The following is a 19,202-nucleotide window of genomic DNA, read 5'->3' as shown; positions in this document are numbered from 1 at the left end:
ACCGACGCGTGACGTCACCGGCGATGTGACCCGAGGTCCTTCCCTCGATCCCTCGGATCGCGACGACGGCCGCCCCGAAAGGGCACGCCGACCGTGTTCGGGTGTTCCGACCCGGCGGGGCACCGCGTACCACCGGGTTCCGTATTCTTCGTGTGCCCCTCACGCGACCTTTCGAAGCACGACCCCCGTGTTCCCGAAGCCGAGCGGCACGAACACCCTTCGACCTAGCCGCGGAGGGGGAGCGGGTCCAGGGCCGTCCGGGGCTCCTGGGAGGCGCGCGGAGGACGTGCGCTCTCGGCGGCGGCCTCGATGGTCCACGGGGTGCGTTCGACGTAGGCGACGACCAACGCCACCAGCAGCGATCCCCCGGCGACCAGGACGTAGGAGGCGGTCCACCCACCGGTGAGTTCGCCGAGCAGTCCGAACAGCAGCGGCCCGCCGAGGGCGATGCCGCTCCCCACCCCCTGCACGAAACCGGACAGGGCGGCGGCGCCTCGCGGTGTGGAGCTGCGGGCGTTGATCATGGTCATGGTGACCACGAACAGGCTGGTGCCCAGACCGAGGAAGAGCACCCACAACGGGGCGAACCCCGGCGCCAGGGCCACGCCCAGGTAACCGACGCCGTAGCCGGCCAGACCGAGGGCGACGATCGGGAAGGTGTTGCCCGCGCGCAGTGTGATCGTCGGCGCGACCAGCCCGAACATCAGGCTCGCGCCCACCATCAGGGAGACCAGGCTCCCGGCCGCGGCGGGACTGTGCCCGGCGTCGCTCAACAGGGTGGGCAACCAGGTGAAGAGCGTGAAGACGTTCCAGGTGACCATGCCGAAGAGCAACGCCATCCGCCAGGCCATGCCGATCCGGAGGATCGGTCGGGCCAGGGCCGGACCTCCCGTGGCGGTGGCCGTCCGGCTTCCGGTTCCTCCACGGCCGCGACCGACCCACTGGGCGATCCACAGGAGGGAGGCGATCAGGGCGATGCCCGCCCACGCTCCGAGAGCGATCCGCCAACCGGCGAGCTCGGCCAGCGGGATCGCGACCAGGGGCGGAAAGAGCGCTCCGAGGTGGATCGCGACCATCTGGACGGTGCTCAGGGCGGCGAGACGGTCGGGGAAGTACTGCGCGATCAGCGGCGGCAGCACGACGTTGCCCAGGGCGGCTCCGGTGAGCGCGACACCGGTGAGCGCGAGCAGGGTTCCGGTATCGGGCGCGAAGGCGCGCAGGACCTGGCCCACCCCGGTGAGCAGCATGCTCAGCGCCGCCGTGGCCTCGGGGCCCAGCAGGCGCATGATCGCCGGTGTGATCAGCCCGAAGATCGCGAAGGCGACCAGGGGCAGGGTGCCGAAGACACCGATGACGGTGGCGGCGAAGCCGAACTCGTCGCCCACCGTGGTCAACAGGGGCGACAGGGAGGTGACGACGAGGCGCAGGTTGAGCGCCGCGCAGACGATCGCGACCAGGGCCAGGACCCGGCCCCGGGGTTCAGGGCGCACCGACGGTCGGTCGGTGTCGGCCGCGACAGAGGAAGGTCTCATGGTGACGGACGTCCCTTTGTTGTGCGGTGGTGCGTCATCGCACCGTTGCTGGGCCGACCGGCGGGCGACGGTGCCTGCCAGGTGAGGTTCTCCCCCTGGCGAGCCAAATACGACCTTTTCCCTTAGATGTTATGCACACGCCGGACCAGAAAACAAAGCACCGTATTAAGTACGTGTAAACTCCCCATATGGCTGATCTTGATGAACTTGATGCGGCGATTCTGGCCGAACTCCAGTCGGACGCACGGAAGACCAACCGCGACGTGGCCGCGGCGGTGGGCGCCTCCCCCACCACGACGCTGGATCGGACCCGGGCATTGCGGGAGAAGGGTGTGATCCGCGGCGCACTGTTGGACGTGGACCTGGAGGAGATCGGCCGGCCGGTTCAGGCGCTCGTCACCGTCAGTGTCGAGAAGCCCTCACGCCACAACATCGAGTCCTTCCGCGACTGGGTCGGCTCCCTGCCCGAGACCCTGTCGGTCTTCGTCACCTCGGGCGACGAGGACTTCCTGGTCCACGTGGCCCTCCCCGACAACAACAGCCTGTACTCGTTCATGGTGGACCGTCTCACCGAACGACCCGAGGTCGCCGACGTGCGCGCGTCGATCGTCTACGAACATCTGCGCAACCACCGCGTCACCCCCACCAACACACGGAGGCGTTGACCCCGGTCGGCGGGGCTCCGAGCGGCGGGGGCTAGCCTTGCGGCGTCCTCGCTCCCGGCTCGAAAGGCCCCATGACCACACCGATCGTCGTCGCGGTCCTGATCGCGGCCCTGTTACACGCCTCCTGGAACGCGATCGCGCACTCCATCACCGACCGTCTCCTGGGGTTCGCCCTCATCGGAGCGGGCGGGATGCTCGCCACCCTGCCGTTCCTGTTCGTGGTCGGCCTGCCGCCGGTCGAGGCCTGGCCGATCCTGTTGGGCTCCCTCCTCACCCATCTGCTCTACCTCGGCCTGTTGATGCTGTCGTACCGGACCGGCGACTTCGGGCAGGTGTATCCGCTGGCCCGGGGGACGGCCCCATGGGTGGTCGCCCTCATCGGGGTGGTGTTCCTCGGTGAGACCCTGCCGCCTCGGGAGTTCATCGGGGTACTGGTGATCTCGGCGGGTCTGATGGTGCTGGTGTTCGCCGGCGGCATGCCGAAGCGGCACCACGTCCCCGCGCTCGCGGCGGCCTTCGCCACCGGCCTGGCCATCGCCTGCTACACCGTGGTGGACGCCTACGGCGTGCGACTGACCCAGAATCCGCTCGGCTACATCACCTGGGTGATGATGCTCCAAGGGCCGGTGTTCCTCCTGGTCGCGATCGCCACCCGACGGCGGAGGCTGGTGGCGCAGCTGCGCCCCATCTGGAAGGTCGGGTTGACGGGCGGCGCCGTCAGCGCCGGCGCCTACGGCCTGGTGCTGTGGGCCCAACTGTCGGGGGCCGTCGCCGGTATCGCCGCCCTGCGGGAGTCCAGCATCGTCTTCGCCGCCCTGATCGGCCTGGTGTTCTTCCGCGAACGCTTCGGTCCGGTGCGGATCCTGGCCGCGGCCGTGGTGGTCGCGGGGGTCCTCCTGCTCGCCCTGTGAACGGACAGGGTGAGTAGAAGTACTCAGAGGCGCGGGCCCGTCGTCGGTGGTCTCACCGGACATGAAGACGCACAGGCACCTCCCCTCCGCCCTCCTCGTGACGGTCGGCGCCGGCCTGCTCCTGACCGGCTGCACGTTCCCGCCCCTCTCCCCCGCTCAGATCGACGGCTCCCCCACGGCCGAGCCGGTCGAGTCCTCCCCCGAGGCCGAGGCGACCTCTTCCGCCACCACCCCCGAGGCGTCCGAAGCCGGAGAGGTGGTGTGGCTGGTACCGCACAGCACCGAGTGGACGACCACCTACGACGCCGATCAGGACCTGTACCGGTCCACGCTGGACGACACCGGCTGCGACGTCATGCACAGCCGGACCACCGGGGTGGCGAGGGCCGGCGAGGAGGGGCACGAGCCGATCGACACCGTGGACCGGCTGCTGACGACCGTCGCCGAACAGACCGGGGACACCCCGGTCGAGGAGCCCACCGAACCCCTCTCCCTCATGGCGGAATCGGGTGAGACCTTCGATTTCGAGACCAGGCTGGCCACGTTCGACAGCGACGGGGAGAACCGCACCGTCCGCGCGGCGGCGCAGTGGTTCGACGACACCGAGCTCCTGGTCAGCGCCTCATGCCCCTCCGACGAGTGGGAGGAGAACGGCTTTCTCATCACCATGTTCCTGGGCGTGACCTCCATCGACGGGGTCTGAGCCTCCGCCCGCGTCCTCCGGTGACACACCCTCGGATCCACCCGCCCCCGAACCCGGCTCGGGGGCGGCGTAGGGTGTGCCCTGTGACCGAAGTCTCATCACCGCACGAAGTGGGCGAAGCCGCCGAGGTCCGCCGTATCCAGCGCGAACTCGGACTCCCCGGCCTCGTCGACGTGCACACGCACTTCATGCCCGACAACGTCCTGCGCAAGGTCTGGGCCTACTTCGACGCCCTCGGCGAGGGCGTGTGGCCCATCACCTACCGGTTCGACCAGGACGAACGTCTCGCGGTCCTGCGCGACCTGGGGGTGCGACGCTTCACCGCGCTGTCCTACCCCCACCGTCCGGACATGGCGCGATGGCTCAACTCCTGGTCCGCCGGGTTCGCCGCCGACCACCCCGATTGTCTGCGCAGCGCCACCTTCCACCCCGAGCCCGACGCCGCGACCTACGTGGCCGAGGAGATCGCCTCCGGGGCCCGGATCTTCAAGGCGCACCTCCAGGTGGGCGCCTACGACCCCCGCGATCCACTGCTCTCCGACGTGTGGGGTGCCCTCGCCGACTCCGGCACCCCGGTGGTGGTCCACTGCGGTTCGGGCCCGCTGCCCGGCAGGTTCACCGGCCCGGGCCCCTTCTCCGAGGTTCTGCGCGACCATCCCCGCCTGACCGCGATCGTCGCCCACGCCGGGGCTCCGGAGTACTCCGCCTTCCTCGACCTGGTCGAGCGGTACGAGCAGGTACGCCTGGACACCACCATGGCGTTCACGCCCTACACCGAACGCTCGGCCCCCTTCCCACGCGCCGAACTCCCCCGGCTGCGGGACCTCTCCCACCGGGTCCTGCTGGGGACGGACTTCCCGAACATCCCCTACGCCTACGTCGAGCAGATCCGTTCCCTGATCGCGCTCGATCTGGGGCCCGAACGGTTGCGCGGCGTCCTGCACGACAACGCCGCCGCCCTGTTCGGGATCTGAGACCGGCCCGCCGGCCCGAGAACCATCATCCGTCCACGTTCGCAACGACGTCGTCCAAGGAGAGAGGGCACCGTGGAGCTCACCCTGACCCCCCTGGAGTTCGCCCGCCGCACCCGCAGGCTGTACCCGCAGCGCGAGGCGGTGGTCGACCGGGATCTACGCCTGACCTACGAGCAGTTCTTCGACCGCTGTGACCGCTGGTCGTCCGTCCTCCAGGGCATGGGGGTCGTCAAGGGCGACCGGGTCGCCTACATCGCGCCCAACACCCACGCCCAGCTCGAATCGTTCTACGCGGTGCCCCAGCTGGGCGCGGTGCTCGTCCCCGTCAACTTCCGGCTGACCGGCGAGGACTTCGTCTACATCGTCGAGCACTCCGGCGCCAAGGTGCTGTGCGTGCACGCCGATCAGCTCGACGCCGTGGACTCGGTGAGGGACCGGATGCCGGGGGTGGAGCGCTTCATCGCGTTGGAGGGCGCCCGCGAGGGTTGGGAGGACTACGAGGCGCTGATCGCCGACGCCTCCCCCGGCTTCGAGCGCCCGGAGATCTCGGAGACCGACCTGCTCACCATCAACTACACCTCGGGGACCACGGCCCGCCCCAAGGGGGTGATGATCACCCACCGCAACGCGTACATGAACTCGGTGGGCACCCTGCTGCACCTGCGGATCGAGCTGGGACAGCGCTACCTGTGGACCCTGCCCATGTTCCACGCCAACGGGTGGACCTACACCTGGACGGTGACGGCGGCCGGAGGCACCCACGTGTGCCTGCCCGCCATGGACCCGGCACGCGTGTTCGAACTGATCAGGGAGGAGGAGGTGAGCTGGCTGTGCGCGGCCCCGACCGTGCTCATCATGCTCGCCAACACCCCCGAGAGGGTGCGCGGCGACGTGCCGTCCGGCGTGCACGTGGTCACCGCCGGCGCCTCTCCCGCCGCCGAAACCATCGAGCGATTGGAGGGCGACTTCGGCTGGACCGTCACCCACGTGTACGGCCTCACGGAGACCACGCCCTTCATCACCGTTTGTGAGCGACGACCCGAGCACGAAGGGCTGTCCACGCGCGAACGCGGCGCCCTCAAGGCCCGGCAGGGGGTCGAGCTCATCACCTCGGGCGAGCTGCGTGTGGTCGACGACGAAGGCGTCGAGGTGCCCTGGGACGGAAGGACCGTCGGCCAGATCACCGTGCGCGGCAACGTCGTGATGAGCGGCTACTACAACGACCCCGAGGCCACGGAGAAGGCGATGGGCGACGGCTGGTTCCACACCGGTGACGCCGCGGTCACCCACCCGGACGGCTACGTGGAGATCCAGGACCGGATCAAGGACGTGATCATCTCGGGCGGGGAGAACATCTCCTCCGTCGAGGTGGAGGGGGTGCTGCTGCGACACCCCGCGGTCCTGGAGGTCGCCATCGTGGGGGTGCCGCACGAACGCTGGGGCGAGACCCCGCGCGCCTCCGTGGTCCTGCGCGAGGGGGAGACCGCCACGGAGAAGGAGATCATCGCCTTCGCCCGTGACAACCTCGCCCACTTCAAGGCGCCCACCCAGGTGGAGTTCGTGGAGAGCCTGCCCAAGACCGCCACCGGAAAGATCCAGAAGTACGTGCTGCGCGGCGGCGCCTCCGCCGTCTCCCGCCAGTAGCGTCGTGGCGCCCGGCGTCGGACGCCGGGCGCCACGCCCTCACATCGGCGACGGGGTGAGCAGCACGAACCCGGCCCCGAACGGGTCGGAGCAGACCGCCAGGCGTCCCACGCCCGGGGCGTCCTCCGGCCCCATGAGAACCTGGCCGCCCGCGTCCCGGAGCTCGGCGATCACCGCGTCGCAGTCCATGACGTGGAAGACCGGATGCCAGTCGCCCTTCCCGTCGGTCTGCGGCAGCTGGTCCGGCGTCATCTCCATGGCCCCGCCGAAGTACCGGTCCTCCCCCGTGCCGGCCGGACGGATCATCGAGTACCGTTGGGAGCCCTCCAGCTCGATGTCGGTGAACTCCCAGCCGAAGAGGCCACCGTAGAAGTCCTTGGTCCCCTGGGCGGAGGGCGTCCACATCTCGGTCCACATGAGGGCGCCGGGCGCGTCCGTCAACTCCAGGCCGGAGAACGAACGGGGCTGCCAGAGCGAGAGATCTCCCCCCTGGGGATCGGTCAGGTAGGCGGTCCGGCCCAGATCGAGCACGTCCATGGGCTCGACGTGGACGGTGGCGCCCAGAGCGGTGGCCTCGCGCAGGGTCTCGTCCAGATCCGTGGTGTACCGGTAGATGGACCAGACGATCGGCTGCTCCTCGTCCCTCGTGGGGCTGATCGCCCCCACCAGGGCCCCGTTCAGCCTGAAGTTCACGTACCCGCCGGCCTCCGGACCGGCCGACTCCGCCTCCCAACCGAACAGGCGCCGGTAGAACTCGGCCGTGATCTCGGGATCCGGGCTCGCCACGTCGATCCAACAGGGTGACCCGGGAAGATGGTCGGTGGTGATCATGCTCCGCCTCCAGTGAAGATTCCCCCACGAGTGTGCTTCGCGACGCCGACATTCCGGGGATCCGACCGGCAAAGTCTCGACAATCCCTCGCCCCGGATCAGCCGTGGCCGCCCTCCGGATCCAGGAGCACGAAGCCCGCCGCCGACGGGTCCGAGCACACCGCGGTCAGACCCACCCCGGGCGCGTACTCCGGGCCCATGTGCACCCGGCCTCCCGCGTCCAGGACCGCGCTCGCGGTGGCGTCGCAGTCGGCCACCTGGAAGATCGGATGCCAGTCGGCGGCGCCGTCGGTCCTGGGGAGCTGCTCCGGGGCGACCCCCATGAACCCGCCGAAATAGCGCTCCTCGCCCATGCCGATCGGCCGCAGGGTCGTGTACGCGCTGTCGCCGCCCGGTAGAAGGATGTCGTCGTAGCGCCAGCCGAACAGGCCCCGGTAGAACTCCTTGGCGCCTTGGACGTCGGGGGTCCACATCTCGACCCAGCACAGGGTGTTGGGCCGGTCGACCGCTTGCAGGCTGGAGAACGTCCCCGGCTCCCAGAGGGCGAACCAGCCTCCCTGGGGATCCGTCAGGTGTGCCATACGTCCCAGCTCGCGCACGTCGGTGGGCTCCACCTCCAGGGTCGCGCCCAGGTCGCGGGCCCGGTGGACGCTCGTCTCCACGTCGTCGGTGTGGAAGTAGGGCGTCCAGGCCGGTGGTTCGTCGTCGACGATGCGCGGACCGATCCCGCCCACGGCCTCCCCCGTCGACCTCATGACCAGGTAGTCCCCGAAACGCTCCCCCATCGTCTGGGTGCGCCAGCCGAAGACCCTCCCGTAGAAGTCGGCCGAAACGATCGGGGCGTCGGACCCCAACTCGAGCCAGCGGGGCGAGCCGACGACGAAGTCGGTGGTGATCATGTGCTTCCTCCTTCTCGCCTCCCCCACGAGTCTGAGGCGCATGAGCACACCGGAAGGAGATCGACCGGCAAAAACTCGACAATCACCCCATGTGAGAAGTGCGGGATGATCATCGGACGTAACCACCGCCCTTCGAGGAAGGAACCCTCCGTGCACGGACGCCTCCACCATGTGGGACCGGTGATCATCGACGTCGTGATGGAGGTGGACTCCGTGCCCGTGCCCGGCGGGGGCGCGTTCGCGAGCTCGGCCGTAACACTGCCGGGCGGCGGGTTCAACGTGATCGCGGCGGCCGCCCGGGCCGGCATGGAGGTCGTCTACGGAGGGGCGCACGGCACAGGGCCGAACGGAGACCTGGTCAGGGCCGCCCTTCGGGACGAAGGGGTGGCGGTGGCGCACCCGCCCAGGCCGGAGGACACCGGTTTCTGCGTCGTCATGGTGGACTCCGACGCCGAACGCACCTTCGTCACGAGGCTCGGGGCCGAGGTGGACCTGCCCTTGGCGGATCTGCGGCGGCTGCGCCCCGCATCGGGCGACTTCGTCTACACGGTCGGGTACTCGCTCCTGCCAGGGGAACGCGCGGACGAACTGGCGACCTGGCTCGAAGGGCTCGCCGACGGGACGCGACTCGTGCTCGACCCGGCCCCGGTCGCGGGCATGATCCCGACACGGACCCTGGAGCGGGTCATGCCCCGAGTGGAGGTCCTCAGCCTCGGTTCCGACGAGGCCGCGACGCTCTCCGACGAGACGGACGAGGAGAAGGCCGCCGCCCTGCTGGTCGAGCGGATCGCCCCCGGCGGTGTCGTGGTGCTGCGCCGGGGCGCCCGGGGCTGCCTGGTCGCCCGGGAGGAGACCGGGGTCGTCCCGGTTCCGGCGTTCCCGGTGTCCGCCGTGGACACCAACGGCGCCGGCGATGCCCACGTGGGCGTGTTCACGGCGGGGCTGTCCCGGGGGACCGATCCGGTCGAGGCCGCCCGCCGCGCCAACGCGGCCGCCGCCCTCGCCGTCACCCGCCGAGGCCCGTCGACCTCCCCCCGCGTCGAGGAGCTGGAGGCCTTCCTCGCAAAGCACCGCCGGTAGCGGTTCCCGAAGGACGATTCAGGCCGCTGAGCGGGACGATCCATAGCCTGGATCAAATATAGGAGTACACTTCTATTAACTGTACTTCTATTAATCGCTCAGGGTGGTCGTCATGCGCAAGCCCTCCGAGATGTTCGACCGCGACTACGAGTGGTCGGCGTTGTCCCGGTTCATCACCGACGAACAGCCCGGCGCGACCCTGGGTGTCGTCTCCGGGCGTCGCCGTCAGGGCAAGACCTTCCTTCTGGACGCCGCCTGTCGGGCCGAGGAAGGCTTCTACTTCGGAGCGACCGAGGCAACGGATACCGAGTCGTTGCGCCGAATCAGTGCCGCGCTCACCGCGCATGTCCGTCCCCCCACCCCCTACCACTTCGCCGACTGGTCAGAGGTCGTCGATTCGCTCTTGGCACTCGGAGCGGAGCGGCCGGTACCCGTGGTCATCGACGAATTCCCCTACCTGGTCAAGGCCAATCCGGAGCTCCCCTCCATCATCCAGGAGGCGTTCCGTCCACTGCGTGAACAGCGTGCCTCCTCACGTACCCGGATGCTGCTGTGCGGCTCGGCCCTGTCGTTCATGGGCAGGCTGCTGTCCGGAAACGCTCCCCTTCGAGGGCGCGCCGGCCTGGAACTGGTCGTCCGCCCTCTCGATCATCGACTCGCCGCCGAATTCTGGGACATCACCGACCCCCATCTGGCGATGAAGGTCAACGCGATCGTCGGTGGCACCCCCGCCTACCGTCGTGAGTTCGCCCGTGGCGACTCACCGAGCGGGCCGGAAGACTTCGACGACTGGGTCGTCCGTACTGTCCTCAACCCCGAGACCCCGCTCTTCCGAGAGGCACGCTATCTCTTGGCGGAGGAACCCGATCTGCGCGATACCGCCCTCTATCTCTCGGTTCTGGGAGCCGTGGCCGACGGCAACGCCACTCGCGGTGGCATCGCGAGCCACATGGAACGCAAGGCCACGGACATCGCCCACCCCATCAACGTTCTCGAAGACGCGGGCCTACTGCACAAAGACTCGGACGCCTTTCGGGAGAACCGCCCCACCTATCGCATCTCCGAACCGTTGATCGCCTTCTACCACGCGATCATGCGCCCCGTATGGGACCAGTTGGAACGCCCGGGAAGCGCGTCCCGGGTCTGGCAGGCGAGCCGTCGCCGTTTCGTCAGCAACGTCCTGGGGCCGCACTTCGAGCAGGTCTGTCGTGAGTGGGCCCTGCATCACGCCGATCCTGATCTTCTCGGCGGCCTGCCGGCCCGGGTCGGACACGGAATCGTGCACGACACTCGAGCGCGCACCGGTCATGAGGTGGACGTGGCCATCGTCGGTATCCCCGATGGAAGCCGGAGGCCGCCATTGCTGGGTATCGGTGAGGCCAAGTGGAACGACACCATGGGCGCCGCCCACATCGAGCGTCTCCGACATATCCGTGAACTGATCGCCAGAGGCGGACGTTACGACACCGAGCGAACCCGCCTGTTCTGCTTCAGCGGTGGCGGTTTCAACGACAAGGCCCGCGCCGAGGCGGAGACGTCTCACGACATCCGACTGATCGACCTACCCACCCTGTACGGTCGGGCGTGAGTTCTCACCGGCGTCCGGATCTCCCCGGCGCACGAAACGCTCCGCGCTCCTCAAGAGGCATGTGGGCGAAACGGTCCGAGATGGCGATGTGCCCCTCGGCGGGGCCGAGGGGCACATCGGTTCGTCTCCGCTCCCGTCAGGGCTGCTGCGGCGGGAAGGGCCTGGTCGGAGGCTCCTGCTGCTGCGGGGGCCGCTGAGGCTGAGGCGCCTGCTGGGGGTACTGCCCAGGCGGGGGGAACTGCTGCCGGGGCGGGAAGCCCTGCTGTTGAGGCTGCTGAGGCGGAGGCGCCTGCTGCTGCGGGTACTGCTGCGGCGGGGCGAACCCCTGAGGCCGAACGGGCTGCTGCCCGGCGGCGAACACCTTTTTCGGGAGAAGCGTCACGATCGCCGCGATGAGCAACAGGAGCCCCGAGATCCCCAGCAGGATCGCGCCCGAACCGGCGGAGGCGTAGGCCTGACCACTCGCGGACGAGCCGCTGCCGAAGCCGTTGATCGTACCGACGAGGCCGAAGAGGATGGCGAGGACGCCCGCGGTGATGACGGCCCACTTCTTACCGGTCATCAGCGACACCACGGAGAAGGCGATCACCGCGATGAACCCGATGAGCATGACGGCCCCCTCGCCGGGGGGCGCCTCCTCCGAGAAGTAGTTGACGCTCACCGAGTAGCCCCGGTAGGACGCGGAGGCGATCGGCATGAAGAGCGAGATGACCCCGATGAGCGCGAGCACGGGGACGGCGAAGCGGACCCAGATCGTCCAGTGCACGGCGCCCGAACCCTCACCGGACCTCTCGCTCACCGTCCGGGCCGCGCTCATGGCGGCGGGCGCGACGGTGTCGGCGAAGTAGGTCTTCGCGCCGTTCGCCAGGTCCTTGGCACCGGAGGCCGCCTGCGAGGATTGCGCCCCGGTCTGCGGCGCTCCCCCCATCGGAGGTTGCCCGGGCCGCCCGGGTCCGCCCACAGGAGGCACGGGTCCGTTCCGCGGCCCGCCGACGGGCCCCTGGGGGCCGGTCTGGAGGGGGCCACCGCCCATAGGGGCCTGGGGACCGCTCTGCGGCGGCCCTCCCATCGGCGGGCGGGGGCCGGTCTGCGACGGCGGGGCGGCCTGGGGCGTGTTCTGCCGAATGTGCGCGGCCAGGCCTCCATCACAGTTCGGGTGACGCAGGATCGACGGCCAAAGGTCCGGTCGGACGGCGGCGATCCGCCGTAGGGTCTCGGAGTCGATGCGCGGGTCGGCCAGTTCCTGGGCGGAATACCCGGCGGGATCGCGTGGCCCGGGCGAGTTCATTCGTGCTCCTCGGGGAGGGGGGTGGAGGATGCTCGGCGCATCAGAGCACAAAGTACCAGCGGCCTTTCCGTGGAAACGGCCGCCTCGCGGGGTGATACTCGACTCGAACCGCCCTGCCGTGCCTCGAAAGCGTCGACGCCGAGACGGAACGAGCACCGCTCCGCTTTCCGTCCATGAACAGGACGACCAAGAGCGAAAATCGGCGTCTTCCCAGTTCAGAGGTGGCTCAAGACCCTTGGACACGGAAGGGACGGCCCACCTCGAGAACGCTCCGATTCGACGCTCTCCGAGAACATGAATCAGTGTTTGAAGTGCACGAACAGACGGCCGAAGTTCTTCGAGTCCTTCTCCACACGGTGGTAGCGCGCTTTGACGTCCTTCCGGTCGAGAAAGCGTAGGACCCGCTTCTTCAACTGGCCCGATCCCTTGCCCGGAATGATCTCGATGGTCTTGGCCTTCTTGCGTTCGGCCTCGTCCATGATGTCGTCGAGTGCCCGATCGATGTCACGTCCCTTATTGAAAATGTCATGCAGGTCGAGCTTGAGTCGCACGTTCGTACCTCCCGGTCCGGTTGGCACGGATGATACGCGCACGGTCCCCGCAGGGCCCGCGCACGCCACCCGCCCCGGGGCGAGGCCACAAGGTCTCCACCGAGGCCGTGTCCATCTGTCGCCCGGAACTGTTAGGCATGGGAGGCATTTCACCTCCTGAGAAGAGAGTTCCCTTGGACAACCTCACCGAGTTCACAGGCCTGCCCGTGGTGGATTTCCCCGAAGAGACGACGGAGGAGGAGTGGCGGCGCGAACTGCGACAGGCCGCGGGCTCTGATGGCACCCCCGCCGACGTGGGCTCCGTGGCCTGGCGGCTGCGTGTCGACGGCACTTCGTGGATGGAGCCGGACGAACGAGCCCGGCACCTCACCCGTTTCCTCTCCGAGGTCGGGGGCGAGCGGGTGTCCGCGATGACCCTCGGTCTCTGGGGCGGCAGGGAGATGGCCGAGCCGGTGGATCTGCTCGTCGAGCACGCCGACGCGTTTCCGAACCTGCGTTCCGTCTTCGTCGGCGACGTCGGCTGGGACGAGTGCGAACTCTCCTGGATCTGCCAGACCGACCTGAGTCCTCTCCTGGAGGCCTTCCCCCACCTGGAGGAGTTGGGCGTGCGGGGCGCCGCGGGCGCCATCAGGACCGGAGAGCTCTCCCTGCACGTGCCCTCGCACGGGTCGCTGCGTTCCCTCACCGTCGAGAGCGGTGGGCTGCCCGGTTCCGCCACCCGGGGGATCGCCTCCTCCGGACTGCCGGCGTTGGAGCGCCTGGAGCTGTGGCTGGGGGTGGAGGACTACGGCGGCGACACCTCACCCGGCGACCTGGCCCCGTTGCTCTCGGGAGAGGGCTTCCCCGAGCTGCGCTATCTGGGCGTGCGCAACGCCGAGAGGCTGGACGAGTGGATCCCGGTCCTGGCCGAGGCGCCCCTCCTGAAGCGGCTCGAGGTGCTGGACCTGTCCCTGGGCATCCTCACCGATGAGGGAGGTCGGGTGCTCGTCGAACGGGCCGCGGCCTTCTCCGGGCTGCGCGAACTCGACCTGCACCACCACTACCTGAGCGAGGAGATGGAGGAGCGGGTGCGCGCCGCCTTCGCCGAGAACGGTGTGGAGGTCGACCTGTCGGACCGGTTGGAGCCGGACGACGAGGATCCCGACGAGGGGCCCATGTACTACACCTCGGCCTCCGAATAGAGAGCGGGGGCATCCCGCCCCACTCGTGTGTCGAGGCGGGCCTCGAAGACCGGAGGGTCTCCCGGGGCCCGTCCTCCACCTTCGAAGACACGGACACGCGCCGAGGAACATCGCCGAGAACGCCGAGGGTGGCAGCATCGGAAGAGTGAAGGTTCCTCGCCGGGGCCGCTCAGCCCTGGTCGATGGTGCTCGCCTTCCACCGATCATCGAGGCCGCCTCGACACGGGGCTCCCGGCGGGGCCTCGCCGACTCGCGGGACGGGTGCGATGGATACCGGACGGATCGAAGCGTTCAGCGACGGCGTGCTCGCCATCGTGATCACGATCATGGTGCTGGGCTTGGTCCAGCCCGAGGCCGCGACCTTCGAGTCGTTCTTCGCCACCACCGGCCTCGGCCTGCTCAGCTATCTGCTGTCGTTCGTGTACGTCGGCATCTACTGGAACAACCACCACCACATGTTCCAGGTCGCCGACCGCGTCGACGGCAGGGTCCTATGGGCCAATCTCGGCCTGCTGTTCTTCATCTCCCTGCTGCCGTTCACCACCTCGTGGATGGACAGTACGAGCTTCGCGCAGGTCCCTGTGATCCTCTACGGCGTCGTTCTTCTACTGATGGCCCTGGCCTACTTCGTCCTCCAGAGCACGATCATCCGGGTCCAGGGGAAGGACTCCCCCCTCAAGAGGGCCATCGGAAGCGATTGGAAGGGCAAGGCCTCGCCCGTCCTGTATCTCGTCGGGATCGTCGCGGCGATCCTGGACCCCGGTGAGGCGGGGGTCGGTATCGGGATCGCGCTCGTCGCCTTCGTGCTCGTCGCCGTCCTCTGGGTGATCCCCGACCGGCGCATCCACCGCTTCTACCGAGAGAGCCCCGAGCGGGACGCATAGTCCGGACGGAGCGGGCGAAGCCGGATCGGGCGCGGGGTCTCCTGCCCTCCGGGCCCGGTCAGAGCCGCAGTTCGAAGGCCATCCGATCCGTGCCGGGGCCGTCGTACCCCTCGTGCGGCCCCGTCACGGCGAACCCGATCGAACGGTGGAAGGCGATCGACCGCTCGTTGACGGGAGAGGTGACCGCCCGGACGACGGTTCGTCCGTCGTCCCTCGCGGCGTCGAGGAACAGCCGGTACATCTCCCGGCCCAGCCCCGACCGACGCTGCTCCGGAGCCACACCGGAGAAGTGCACGTAGGCCTCGTCCGCCTTCGTCGGGCTGGGGAACCCCACCAGGAAACCGAGCAGTTCCCCGCCCTTCTCCGCGATCAGGATCGTCGTGTGGAAGTGGTCCAGGAACAGCCGGGGCAGGATGTGCGCCACCGGTCTCCCCCACCACTCGTCACAGACCGCGACGATCCGCCCGTAGTCCTCGGGCACCGCGTTCCTGATCAGGACCCCTTCGGGCCCCTCGCTCTCCCAGTCACCGCTCCACGCGTTCATCAGGTGAAGACCTCCTCGAAGGGTCGCCCTACCCCCGGATCGCGGTCCAACACCGCGAACACGACCCGTTCGAAGATCCCGTCGAACTCTCCGTGGAGCCCCTTCCCGAACGCTCCGGCGACGTCGGCCGGGTCGTTGCCGAACACCCCGCATCCCCAGGCCCCCAGGATCAGGCGCGAGGCCCCGTGGTGGGCCGCCACGGCGAGCACCGCGCGGGCCCGGGACTCCAGCGCGGGCGACACGGAATCCGCCTGTTCGGGCTGGTTGCGCTCCACCATCCTTCGGTTGGGCGCGGCCGAGGTGAGCATGTCGACCGGCACCGCCTCGGGCAGCCAGTCTCCCCGGGCGTCGCGGTAGACGGGCACGCTCGGCGACCAGATCACCCGGTCGCTGTACAGAAGACTCCGTTCGGCCCGATGGTGAGCGTAGAAGTCCGGACACCGGATCAGCGAGTCGTACAGGGCGCTGGATCGGGCCAGGCTCTCCTCCTGGGCCCGCGCGCCGTTGGCCACACCGCCGCCGGGGTTGCGCGCGGAGGCGAAGTTGAGCGCCGCGACACGGCCGCCGGTCTCGACGGTCAGTCTTCGCGCGGCCGCGAGGGTGTCCTCTCCGGTCACCTCGTACCGGGTCTCGAACCGCGGTTCGGGCAGCGGAAGCGAGGCGATCTCCTCGGGCGTGTGCAGGCGGGTGCCGGACCGCATCTCGGTCAGCGGCGCGGTCAGGTCCACCTCCCGCCCCTCCACCGGGTAGGAGCCCCTCTCGTAGGCCTCCCTGGTCTGTCGCCACACCTCACGCAAGCGTTGGGACACCGTCGCTCCTCTCATCGGCCCCCGACGCTAACGAACCGGCCCCACCGCCCCCAAGCGATTTTCACCGCGCCCGGGGCGGGAGGTCAGGGTCTGGTGGTGACGAAGATGGCGGTACCGGGGAGGACACGGCCGCGGACCGGCCCCCAGCCGCCCCACACCTGATCGTTGTCCTCGGGCCACTCGGGTTCGACCATGTCGCGCACGACCAGGCCGGCCGCCACGAGACCGCGGATCCAGTCGCCCACCGTGTGATGGTGTTCGGCGTACAGGGCCCGACCGTGCTCGTCCTCCTCGACGTAGGCTCGGCGGTCGAAGTAGGACTGGCGCAGGGTCATCCCGTGCTCGGTCGGATCGTCGGGGAAGCACCACCGGATCGGGTGGGTCACCGAGAACACGAAGCGACCGCCGGGCTTCAGGACCCGGGCCGTCTCGGCGAGCGCCGCCTCGGCCGCGGGCACGAACGGGAACGCCCCGAAGGCGGAGAAGGCCACGTCGAAGGAGGCGTCGGCGAACGGCAGCCTCTGGACGTCGGCCTGGACCGTGGGCACCCGCAGTCCGGTCTGTTCGTCGATCCGACGGGAGTGCTGAAGCTGCCGTAGGGACACGTCGAAGGCGACGACCTCGCCCACGCCCTGGTCGCGAAGCCAACGGGAGCACTGCCCGGCCCCGCAGCCGATCTCCAGGATCCGAGCCCCGGCGACGTCGCCGAGCAGCCGGGCACGGGCCTCGTCGACGCCCTCCGGCGACCAGACGAACCCGACGTCGCGCAGGAAGTCGCCGTGCTCGAACTGGTAGGCGTCGGCGGCCCCGTCCCACCAGCGGCGTCCCGCTCTGGCGCTCTCCTCGGTCGTCATCGAACGCCGTTCCACCCCGCCGGGCGTCGGGTACTCCGGCTCCTCGTTCACGCTGTCGTGCACACCGCTCCTACGTCCGGGTCCGAGGGACCTGTTCCTCTTCGTCGACGCCGGAGGTCTCCCCGGCGGGTCCCCCACCAGTGTCGCCGTTCGTGAGCGCGCCGTCGCCCTCGGAGTCCTCTTGTCGGGCATCGCGCAGCTCACGGCGGATGAGCACGATCCACCCGATGACGGCGACGACGCTGAACACCCACCATTGGACGGCGTAGGAGGCGCTCATCCCGCTGTCCTCTTCGCGCAGTTCGACGTACTCGGGGACGAACTCGGGCGCCGGGTCCTGGCCGGTGAGCTCCATGTAGCCGTCGTAGATCGGGTACGGCAGCTCGTCGGAGAGCTCCGCCACGTCGACGATCATGATCTGCCCCTCGGGCAGTCCGTCGCGGCCGTGCAGGCCGGTGTTCTCCTCGGTCTCGCCGATCTGGAGGCGCCCGGTCAACTCGACGGTTCCTTCGGGCACCTCGGGGATCTCGGGGGTGTCCTGTGCTGTCTCCCCTCGTTCGATCCAGCCCCGGTTGACGAGCAGGCCGGTGCCGTCCTCGGTGATCAGAGGGGTGAGGACGTGGAATCCGACCCCCTGGGAGCCGTCCCGGTTGCGCAGCAGGAGCTGGTGGTCGGTGTCCCAGGTTCCGGTGGCCTCGATCGTGCGCCAGCGGTCGTCGCGGGAGACCGGTTCGTCCACGGAGGCGATCTCGTCCACCGAGACGGGTTCGGCGGCGAGGTTGCCCCGCTGGAGGTCGACGGCCGAAGCGCGTTGACCGGCCCGGTCGAGCTGCCAGAAGCCCAGCCAGATGAAGGCGGGCACGAGCAGTACGACCAGCGCGTGGAAGGCCAGCATGCGACGGGAGAACAGGACTTTGAGCACGTCTTCGAGGTTATGAGACGGCTCCGACCGCACCACACCGCCCCCGTGTCGGGGAGGTGTCAATGCGGCCGGAGCGGTGTTCCCCCGGTCGGGGTCGTTTCCGAGGCGCGGGAGCCTAGATCTCCTCGGCGGCGGCCCGACGCTTGCGGCGGGCGAAGTAGAGACCGGCGCCACCGGCGCCGATGGCGGCCAGGGCGGCGGCGACGAGACCGCTCAGGGCACCGCCGGTGACGGCGAGCTCGGAGCCACCGGCCTGGTCGACGGGGGCGGGCTTGTCGTCGGAGGTGCCGGAGGAGGTCTCCTCTTCCTTCTTCTCCTCCTCCTTCTCCGTCTCCTTCTCCTCGCCCTTCTCCTGCTCGGTCTCCTCTTCGGTCTCCGTCTCCTCTTCGGTCTCGGTCTCTTCCTCGGTCTCCGTCTCCTCCTGCTCCTCTTCCTCCTCGGGCTTCTCGCGCTCGTCGGAGATCTTGGTGACACAGGCGGCCTCGGCCATGCCGAGGACGGAGACGGCGTTGCCGCAGATCTGGACGGCGGCGGAGACCGGGACCGAGACCTGGTTGCCGGAGGCGATGCCTCCGGAACCGTCGGTGGAGGCGCTGTTGGCCGGGTTCCCCGTGTTCTCCGGGGTGGCCTGGATGATGTTGATGATGGTGGTGCACTCGGCGCTGGCCCCGCCCAGGACGGCGACGGAGTTGCCGCAGATGTCGATGGCGGCGCCGACCGGAACGTTGAGCTGGTTGCCGGAGGCGATGCCGCCGGAACCGTCGGTGTCGAGGGTGGAGGGGGTCTTCTCCGACTCCTCCTGGAGGGCCTCGACGACGGAGACGCAGTCGGCCTCGGAGACACCGGCCACGGCGACGGAGTCACCGCACATGTCCAGGGCCGCGTCGACCGGGACGACGATCTGGTTGCCGGAGGCGGCGCCTCCGGAACCGTCGGTGGAGGCGCTCTGGCCGCTGGTCTCGTAGAGGACCTCGGACACCTTGGTGCACTGGGCCTGCGAGATGCCGAGGACCGCGATCGAGTTACCGCACAGGTCGGCCTCGACGTCCACGGGGACGACGATCTGGTTGCCGCTTCCCACACCGCCGGCACCGCTGGTCGTGGCGTCGGCGAAGGCGGCGCTGAGCGGCGCGATCACCAGACCCGCGGTCAAAGCGGTGGCGAAGGAGTAACGGAACGTGTTGCGCATGGTGCGGCTGGACCTTTCTGAAGACTGCCAGAGGACGCGCCGAGCGGAGCGCGAGGTCCGTGCGCCCGATTCCCGGCGGTCTCTGTACGGCCGCGTGGACGGGTCGCACGGTGGGCGGGCCCGTCCGCGACGGAGTCGGGACGGCGGGGTGGCC

At 69.3% G+C, this 19,202-nt stretch carries 19 protein-coding genes; 9 read left to right on the top strand and 10 right to left on the bottom strand.

Annotated elements, in window-relative coordinates:
• Positions 1-224: 224 nt before the first annotated feature.
• Complete coding sequence (locus U9J66_RS22540; RefSeq protein ID WP_042285824.1) at positions 225-1,532, bottom strand: MFS transporter; 1,308 nt, start codon at positions 1,530-1,532, stop codon at positions 225-227.
• A 188-nt stretch (positions 1,533-1,720) separates the two neighbouring features.
• Here U9J66_RS22540 and U9J66_RS22535 point away from each other — a divergent pair, with 188 nt between their 5' ends.
• The 5 genes from U9J66_RS22535 (at position 1,721) to U9J66_RS22515 (ending at position 6,429) form a co-directional block, all read left to right on the top strand.
• On the top strand, positions 1,721-2,197 hold the full coding sequence (locus U9J66_RS22535) for an Lrp/AsnC family transcriptional regulator (protein ID WP_014910270.1): 477 nt from the start codon (positions 1,721-1,723) through the stop codon (positions 2,195-2,197).
• A 71-nt stretch (positions 2,198-2,268) separates the two neighbouring features.
• Complete coding sequence (locus U9J66_RS22530) at positions 2,269-3,108, top strand: DMT family transporter (protein WP_017532984.1); 840 nt, start codon at positions 2,269-2,271, stop codon at positions 3,106-3,108.
• Between the two features lie 61 nt (positions 3,109-3,169).
• Positions 3,170-3,811, top strand: a complete 642-nt coding sequence (locus tag U9J66_RS22525) for a hypothetical protein (RefSeq protein ID WP_326338632.1) — start codon at positions 3,170-3,172, stop codon at positions 3,809-3,811.
• Between the two features lie 83 nt (positions 3,812-3,894).
• Positions 3,895-4,785 carry an amidohydrolase family protein gene (locus U9J66_RS22520; RefSeq protein WP_161110882.1) on the top strand — a complete coding sequence of 297 codons (891 nt, stop codon included), beginning with the start codon at positions 3,895-3,897 and terminating at the stop codon, positions 4,783-4,785.
• Positions 4,786-4,857: 72 nt separating this feature from the next.
• Complete coding sequence (locus U9J66_RS22515) at positions 4,858-6,429, top strand: long-chain-fatty-acid--CoA ligase (protein WP_042285822.1); 1,572 nt, start codon at positions 4,858-4,860, stop codon at positions 6,427-6,429.
• Positions 6,430-6,468: 39 nt separating this feature from the next.
• Here U9J66_RS22515 and U9J66_RS22510 read toward each other — a convergent pair whose 3' ends face one another.
• Positions 6,469-7,260, bottom strand: coding sequence for a VOC family protein (locus tag U9J66_RS22510; protein WP_017532980.1), 792 nt, complete (start codon positions 7,258-7,260; stop codon positions 6,469-6,471).
• 97 nt (positions 7,261-7,357) lie between these two features.
• Positions 7,358-8,158: a VOC family protein gene (locus U9J66_RS22505; protein ID WP_326338631.1), complete on the bottom strand. Its 801-nt coding sequence runs from the start codon at positions 8,156-8,158 to the stop codon at positions 7,358-7,360.
• Positions 8,159-8,308: 150 nt separating this feature from the next.
• On the opposite strand from U9J66_RS22505, the gene U9J66_RS22500 reads away from it, so the two are divergent.
• Together U9J66_RS22500 and U9J66_RS22495 are read left to right on the top strand one after the other, a co-directional pair.
• Positions 8,309-9,238, top strand: coding sequence for a PfkB family carbohydrate kinase (locus U9J66_RS22500; protein ID WP_326338629.1), 930 nt, complete (start codon positions 8,309-8,311; stop codon positions 9,236-9,238).
• Positions 9,239-9,350: 112 nt separating this feature from the next.
• Positions 9,351-10,826 (top strand): ATPase, encoded by a 1,476-nt coding sequence (locus U9J66_RS22495; protein ID WP_017532977.1) that lies wholly within the window; start codon positions 9,351-9,353, stop codon positions 10,824-10,826.
• A 136-nt stretch (positions 10,827-10,962) separates the two neighbouring features.
• Here the strand turns inward: U9J66_RS22495 and U9J66_RS22490 are convergent, their stop codons facing one another.
• Both U9J66_RS22490 and U9J66_RS22485 read right to left on the bottom strand, forming a co-directional pair.
• Positions 10,963-12,114 (bottom strand): DUF308 domain-containing protein, encoded by a 1,152-nt coding sequence (locus U9J66_RS22490; protein WP_326338628.1) that lies wholly within the window; start codon positions 12,112-12,114, stop codon positions 10,963-10,965.
• A gap of 299 nt (positions 12,115-12,413) precedes the next feature.
• Entirely contained in the window at positions 12,414-12,665 is a 252-nt protein-coding gene (locus tag U9J66_RS22485) for a Smr/MutS family protein (RefSeq protein ID WP_014912425.1), read from the bottom strand.
• Between the two features lie 173 nt (positions 12,666-12,838).
• On the opposite strand from U9J66_RS22485, the gene U9J66_RS22480 reads away from it, so the two are divergent.
• Positions 12,839-13,846: an STM4015 family protein gene (locus U9J66_RS22480; protein WP_326338627.1), complete on the top strand. Its 1,008-nt coding sequence runs from the start codon at positions 12,839-12,841 to the stop codon at positions 13,844-13,846.
• Positions 13,847-14,112: 266 nt separating this feature from the next.
• Positions 14,113-14,730 carry a TMEM175 family protein gene (locus tag U9J66_RS22475; protein ID WP_326338625.1) on the top strand — a complete coding sequence of 206 codons (618 nt, stop codon included), beginning with the start codon at positions 14,113-14,115 and terminating at the stop codon, positions 14,728-14,730.
• A gap of 58 nt (positions 14,731-14,788) precedes the next feature.
• Here the strand turns inward: U9J66_RS22475 and U9J66_RS22470 are convergent, their stop codons facing one another.
• The 5 genes from U9J66_RS22470 to U9J66_RS22450 form a co-directional block, all read right to left on the bottom strand.
• On the bottom strand, positions 14,789-15,274 hold the full coding sequence (locus U9J66_RS22470) for a GNAT family N-acetyltransferase (RefSeq protein ID WP_014912757.1): 486 nt from the start codon (positions 15,272-15,274) through the stop codon (positions 14,789-14,791).
• Positions 15,274-16,083, bottom strand: coding sequence for a TIGR02452 family protein (locus tag U9J66_RS22465; RefSeq protein WP_326338623.1), 810 nt, complete (start codon positions 16,081-16,083; stop codon positions 15,274-15,276). The genes U9J66_RS22470 and U9J66_RS22465 overlap by 1 nt, the downstream gene beginning before the upstream one ends.
• 83 nt (positions 16,084-16,166) lie before the next feature.
• Complete coding sequence (locus tag U9J66_RS22460) at positions 16,167-17,000, bottom strand: class I SAM-dependent methyltransferase (RefSeq protein ID WP_014909176.1); 834 nt, start codon at positions 16,998-17,000, stop codon at positions 16,167-16,169.
• A 7-nt stretch (positions 17,001-17,007) separates the two neighbouring features.
• Complete coding sequence (locus U9J66_RS22455) at positions 17,008-17,859, bottom strand: SURF1 family cytochrome oxidase biogenesis protein (RefSeq protein WP_199806192.1); 852 nt, start codon at positions 17,857-17,859, stop codon at positions 17,008-17,010.
• Positions 17,860-17,974: 115 nt separating this feature from the next.
• Positions 17,975-19,048: a chaplin family protein gene (locus U9J66_RS22450; RefSeq protein WP_326338622.1), complete on the bottom strand. Its 1,074-nt coding sequence runs from the start codon at positions 19,046-19,048 to the stop codon at positions 17,975-17,977.
• Positions 19,049-19,202 lie beyond the last annotated feature (154 nt).

The organism is Nocardiopsis sp. LDBS1602, from assembly GCF_035818715.1.
Taxonomy (GTDB): domain Bacteria; phylum Actinomycetota; class Actinomycetes; order Streptosporangiales; family Streptosporangiaceae; genus Nocardiopsis; species Nocardiopsis alba.
Note: the sequence above shows the minus strand (reverse complement) of the source record. Positions and strands in the feature narration are given on the sequence as shown.